The sequence below is a fragment of the Clostridium sp. genome, assembly GCF_016650095.1.
Taxonomy (GTDB): Bacteria; Bacillota; Clostridia; order Clostridiales; family Clostridiaceae; genus Clostridium_AD.
In genome coordinates this window covers 1-4,982 of sequence record NZ_JAENWL010000281.1, presented here as the reverse complement: position 1 = coordinate 4,982, position 4,982 = coordinate 1, and the positions used below count along the sequence as shown (strand labels likewise).

The 4,982-nt window shown below is 27.7% G+C and carries 6 protein-coding genes and 1 pseudogene; 6 read left to right on the top strand and 1 reads right to left on the bottom strand.

The genetic code is table 11. The features are described from left to right. Positions 1–303: 303 nt before the first annotated feature. The gene (locus tag JJE11_RS14485) at positions 304–1,296 is read right to left on the bottom strand and encodes a DUF3231 family protein (RefSeq protein ID WP_291636854.1); all 993 of its coding nucleotides are present in this window, start codon (positions 1,294–1,296) and stop codon (positions 304–306) included. A gap of 334 nt (positions 1,297–1,630) precedes the next feature. On the opposite strand from JJE11_RS14485, the gene JJE11_RS17780 reads away from it, so the two are divergent. The 6 genes and pseudogenes from JJE11_RS17780 to JJE11_RS14460 form a co-directional block, all read left to right on the top strand. Next, positions 1,631–1,999: a CBO0543 family protein gene (locus JJE11_RS17780; protein WP_366927939.1), complete on the top strand. Its 369-nt coding sequence runs from the start codon at positions 1,631–1,633 to the stop codon at positions 1,997–1,999. A gap of 241 nt (positions 2,000–2,240) precedes the next feature. Then, the gene (locus JJE11_RS14480; RefSeq protein ID WP_291636853.1) at positions 2,241–3,281 is read left to right on the top strand and encodes a DUF3231 family protein; all 1,041 of its coding nucleotides are present in this window, start codon (positions 2,241–2,243) and stop codon (positions 3,279–3,281) included. Between the two features lie 17 nt (positions 3,282–3,298). Continuing rightward, positions 3,299–3,652 (top strand): DUF3231 family protein, encoded by a 354-nt coding sequence (locus tag JJE11_RS14475; RefSeq protein ID WP_366927940.1) that lies wholly within the window; start codon positions 3,299–3,301, stop codon positions 3,650–3,652. A 35-nt stretch (positions 3,653–3,687) separates the two neighbouring features. Continuing rightward, the gene (locus tag JJE11_RS14470) at positions 3,688–4,227 is read left to right on the top strand and encodes a CBO0543 family protein (RefSeq protein ID WP_291636852.1); all 540 of its coding nucleotides are present in this window, start codon (positions 3,688–3,690) and stop codon (positions 4,225–4,227) included. Positions 4,228–4,374: 147 nt separating this feature from the next. Then, positions 4,375–4,509 carry a hypothetical protein gene (locus tag JJE11_RS14465; RefSeq protein WP_291636851.1) on the top strand — a complete coding sequence of 45 codons (135 nt, stop codon included), beginning with the start codon at positions 4,375–4,377 and terminating at the stop codon, positions 4,507–4,509. Between the two features lie 253 nt (positions 4,510–4,762). Further along, positions 4,763–4,982: pseudogene (locus JJE11_RS14460) on the top strand (integrase); the annotation flags it as partial.

Below are 4,982 nucleotides of genomic sequence, written 5' to 3'. Positions count from 1 at the left end.
TGACCTGGCAGTATACAGAAGAGGGTATATTGCTTAGGAACATAGGTAATCATGATAAAACTTTAAGTAATCCATAATAAATATTTTAAAGGGCCATCTGATTTCAGATGGCTCTTTTTTTGATTCTGTTCAATATAACATCTTATTATGTTGAATGGTTTTAAGTAAGGATGCAGTTAGCTTTTAAATTAAGTAAAAATGAAATTATTTCAATTTGCTATTTCCGTTAATATTCTAATAAAAATGAAGCTCGATTGAACGTGAAAAAATCTACGTATAGAGATTTTTTCATTTGATTTTAATTTATGTCACTGGTTCCCCATATATTGGGACTATTCTTGTCCAGCCTTTCATTTTTCCATACTTCAGATATTTATCGTAATACTCTAACTCTTCATTAAGGAGCCCGGTCCATAACTTACGCAATGAGTCGTTCCTAATCGTCTCAATGATTGCTCTGACATGAGTATCTAAGGAAGATAATTGTAAGTTTAAAATAATTCGGTACATAAAATTATCCGTAATTGTTTCAGGATCGATGGGAGTCGTTACTGGTAGTGCCGGTCTGTTAGGCAGCGGTACATTAAGCTTTAGTGCTAACTGTTCAAGCTTTTTAAGCTGCTTGTTATAAGTATATACCCCATGTTGAAGTATCACCTTAAACTCAGTATCATGAGCAAAACTAGAGAATATACCTATGAGTTCAGTTTGTTCATATCTCATAGCAATATGATCCCATATATGAAACGCTTCTGACGTGGAAAGCTGTTCTTCTAACTGATTAATAGAAGTCTTGTAAGGAGGATATATCTCTTCCCAGCCTTTCATTTTACCAAATTTATAAAGGGTATCAAAATCCTCAAAATGAATTATTAAATCTTGTATGATAACATTTCTTAAATTATCATTGGTACTGGTTGAACGAACTGCATGGATAAGAGACATAAGCAGCGCTATGAGGTCATGGTATATCATTTTATAGACATAATCATCTGTTATATCATTAACACGAGTTGCAAATTTGACGTCCACCGGAGGTCTGTTTGGCATGATGATACGAAAATCTTCGCCTAATTTCTCTAAATTATCTATTTGTTTTTCAAAATGCTTCTGAAATCCATCTAGGATTATTTCCCAATCTACGTCATGAACAAAGTTCCTAAATAATTGAACAGTTTGAGTGCTAACATATCTTGCTCTTAGAAGACTATATATATTAAATGCCTCCTGAATATCTACAGTCTCATCTCTCTTCGTAACTTTTTTTATTTTTGAAATTATACCCAATACTTTCACCCCTCAATTGTAAATGGTGTTATTAGTATGTGTAGAACAACTTTTACGTATACCTTGAGGGATGAAATACTTATAACTTACTATGCTCCGGATCTTTAATAGCAGCGATTTCCCTATGAGTTTGTTGTACCTCATTAAGGGGGATCTTTTTATTTTTTTATAAATTTATAAGTATGATTTATTAAATAAATATGCTTTGCCATTTTCGTATTTTCAACTTAATAATAAATATTATTAGTTATTGAAACTAAAATATTGTTATAATTTTTTATTTATTTGGTAATGATAACATTGTGACTTATTAATTGTTATGTGTCATTAATATTGGACTAAAGTGGGTGCTTTTATATATTTTATATTTCTTGCCTCTGTATCTATTATTATTTGTTATAAATTTGGAGACTGGAAAAATCGGAAAAATTACTATTCAACTATACTATTTTTTATTTTGAGTAATGTTGCGTGTATTCTTTTAATATATAATAATCCATTGTGGTTATATGAATCAAAAATAATAAATCACACATTTTCTGATTTGTTTATATGTATTACCGTATATCCAAGTACAGTAATACTATTTATTCATAATTTTCCAAAGAAAATAACTAAAATTATTGCTCATATTTCATTTTATGTTGCTATTTATACGATAGCAGAATTGATTGGTGTGAAATTAGGTTATTTTACTTACTATAATGGGTGAAATATATACTATAGTCTAATATTTAATTGTTTAATTTTTCCATTATTAATGTTTCATTATAAAAAACCAATATATGCTTGGATTATTGCGCTGATAAGTCCTCATATTTTATTTTTTATCATGAAAATACCCTATAATAGTATAAAATGAAATAAATCATAATATTAAGGGATAAATTAAATAATTTAAAGATTGAAATTACAAATTCATTAGAGTTATAATATATAACCGATTTAATTTAATGTTAAAAATAAAGAAAGAAAGAAGGATTAAAATGACTACAGAAGCAAAAATACAATTAACTTCAACAGAATTAGGTACTTTATGGATGAGTTATCAAGCATTATCAGCATCAATAATAATTTGTGATTTATTTAAAGATAAAGTTATCGATAAGGATGCTCAAAATATACTAACCTCCTACGTTGTTGAAAGACAAAATACATCTAATGAAATTGTAAAAATATTCAATAATGAAAAAGCAGTTATTCCAATGGGATTTGATGAACAAGATGTTGTACGTGAAGTACCACCTCTATTTGACGACATTTTTTGTATAATGTTCCTTCGCCAGATTACGAAATTAAATTTAGGTCATACTGCTGTATTTTGTGCTATGTCATATAAAAAAGAGGTTAATGATTTATTAAAGCTAAAATACGATGCCTCTAATAAATATTATATGATGACTACAAATTATCTATTAGGAAAAGGAGTGCTTGCAAGACCACCATATGTAACTATGCCAAAACAAGTAGAATTTATTGAAGACAAAAATTATATGAGTGGATTTAATATTCTTTCTGAAAAACGTTCACTAAATACAATTGAGGTTGGTTATATTAATGAAGCTATAGAATATAACATTTTTAATATGCAATTATTAACAGGATTTGCTCAAGTGGCAAAAGAAGTTGAAGTTAAAAAATACTTCATAGAGGGTAAAGAATTATGTAAAAACGTAATCACTGAATTAAGTGGTGTGTTATTACAAAGTGATATTCAACCTCCTAGTGCATGGGCAGGTAAAGCTACAGATTCTACTCAGGCACCTTTCTCTGATAAACTTATGATGTATATAAACAGTTTAACAGCCCTCACAGCTCTAGGCTTCACTGGACTCGGTACATCTTTTAGCATGAGAAATGATTTACCTATTAAACTTGGACTCATTTCCAAGAATACATTTCGATATTCAAAAAAAGGTGCGAAAATTATGATTAAACATAAATGGATGGAAGAGCCTCCTCAAATGGAGGATAGAAATCAACTTACAAAATAAAAGAATAATAGTAATATATTATACGGGGGTTTCTTATTACGAGCGACATAAAAAAAATACCATTAATTGCATCAGAAATAACAGGCTTATGGAAGTCATATATGATTGCTACTACGGTAGGAACTATTACTAAATATTATCTAAACCATGTAGAAAATGAAGAAATTCGTAGTATTTTACAGCAGTCTTTGGATTTATCAAATGAACATATTCAAGATTTAACTAATTTTTTTAATGAAGAAGAGCTGACTATACAAGATAGAGTTAATGGCAGCGATATTAATATAAATAATTTTAAATCATGGAACTCGTTTAATAAATTCTATAAATATAATCTTATGATAATGCACATAATAAATAAGTTTATATAATGTAATTAAATCTAAGTAGGTAAAGAGGGTAAATTATGGATTCATTAGCTAAAGTAATAGAACTTCGAAAACAGATATATCAAATTCAATACGATCATTTTATGCACAGCACATTGTTTTCAGTAAAATGGTGGATTCTTATTTTTGTTACAATCCTAATCATTTTTATTTGGTGGAAACTTGTAGATAAAGTAAGATTACATGAAATAATATTATTTGGTTTTGTAATTATAATTTTAACTTTTATTTCAGACAGTTTTGGAATAGATATGGTTTTATGGTCATATCCTATTCAATTGTTTGGATTAGTTAAACATATTAGCGAACTGGAATTAGTAATAATACCTATTTCATATATGTTTTTATATCAGTACTTTGCCGAATGGAAAAAATATGTTATTATGTTAATTGTATTTTCAGCATTTGGAGCATTTGTTGTTGTGCCATTAGCTGTATGGTTCGGAACATATAAACTAATAAGATGGAACGATACATATTCATTTATGATTTTTATTTTTATGGGGTTATTTGCAAAGTACATAGTTTTAAAAATTATGGATATTTCAAAACACTAAAGAATTTTATCTTTTAAATTACAATACTAGATAATTGAGGTATTGCAAGATGTAATTATTTTATCTGTAGGGTTTTTATAATTTAGTAGAAAATGTAATATGCAAAAAGTAACAATAATATAGCACAATATAACTGAGGTGATGTTATTGGAATTAGAGATTAAACAACAAAGCATAAAAGATGAAATTACTAAATATAAAGATTTACTAGACGAAGGGATTATTACAGAAAAAGAGTTTTTAATTAAGCAAGAAGAATTATTATGGAAAATAATAAAATAAGTATTGAATAATAAGGAGCTTAAAAATTTGCTTCTTTTTTATTTTGTGCGTAATACTTTTGTTGCTTTAATTTTTATACATATTTATAAAGTTCGTGTTTAATGTAAAAGGCGAACTTTAGCTATATTACTGCGTTTTAAAAGCGACAACACTAAACTTACATGAAAAGCGAACTTTTACTTGATAAAACGCGAACTTATACTATAATTATAATAATGGGTAATAAATAAATTATAGAAAGTGGTGTAAATAAATGGTAGCATTAACAACCGAGCAATATGAAAATATAATAGAGGTTATGAAGCAAGGATTTAAAAATGGAGATAAAGAATTTCGGGGTAATGAAAGAATTGCAACTGCATTAGTAATTCAAGCTAATTTAGGTTTAAGAATTGGAGATATATTAAATTTAAGATTGTGCGATATAATTCGCGACGGAGATAGATATCGATTAAATATTGTAGAAGATAAGA

Coding starts and splice junctions, on each gene's coding strand:
- JJE11_RS14480 (WP_291636853.1), top strand. CDS start 2,241: ATGTTAAAAATAAAGAAAGAAAGAAGGATTAAAATGACTACAGAAGCA.
- JJE11_RS14470 (WP_291636852.1), top strand. CDS start 3,688: ATGGATTCATTAGCTAAAGTAATAGAACTTCGAAAACAGATATATCAA.